The sequence below is a fragment of the Pseudomonas sp. I2 genome, assembly GCF_040984075.1.
Classification (GTDB): domain Bacteria; phylum Pseudomonadota; class Gammaproteobacteria; order Pseudomonadales; family Pseudomonadaceae; genus Aquipseudomonas; species Aquipseudomonas guariconensis_B.
In genome coordinates, this window is the sequence record NZ_JBCGFQ010000158.1 from 1 (window position 1) to 446 (window position 446).

General features: G+C 51.8%; 1 protein-coding gene. It reads left to right on the forward strand.

All coding sequences use genetic code 11. The features are described 5' to 3' along the window. Positions 1-57: 57 nt before the first annotated feature. Positions 58-446 (forward strand): DUF5107 domain-containing protein (locus WCE05_RS26025; RefSeq protein ID WP_368816842.1); only part of this gene is annotated, 389 nt, incomplete at its 3' end.

Sequence of the window (446 nt, forward strand, 5' to 3'; positions counted from 1 at the left end):
TCAATACACTGCCACAAATCTTTTAATTCAGTATGTCTTGTTAATATTGAGGGCACCATGACTCCAGTAAAAGTGTGGCAAGAGCGCGTTGAGATCCCGACCTATGAAACCGGGCCGCAGGATATACATCCCATGTTCCTGGAAAATCGCGTTTATCAGGGATCGTCCGGCGCGGTTTATCCCTACGGCGTGACCGATACGCTGAGTGAACAGAAAACCCTGAAATCCTGGCAGGCGGTGTGGCTGGAAAACGACTACATCAAAGTGATGATCCTGCCGGAACTGGGCGGTCGGGTGCATCGCGCATGGGATAAAGTGAAACAGCGCGATTTTGTCTATCACAATGAAGTCATTAAACCTGCGCTGGTGGGGCTGCTGGGACCGTGGATCTCTGGCGGGATTGAGTTTAACTGGCCGCAACACCATCGCCCGACCACCTTTATGCC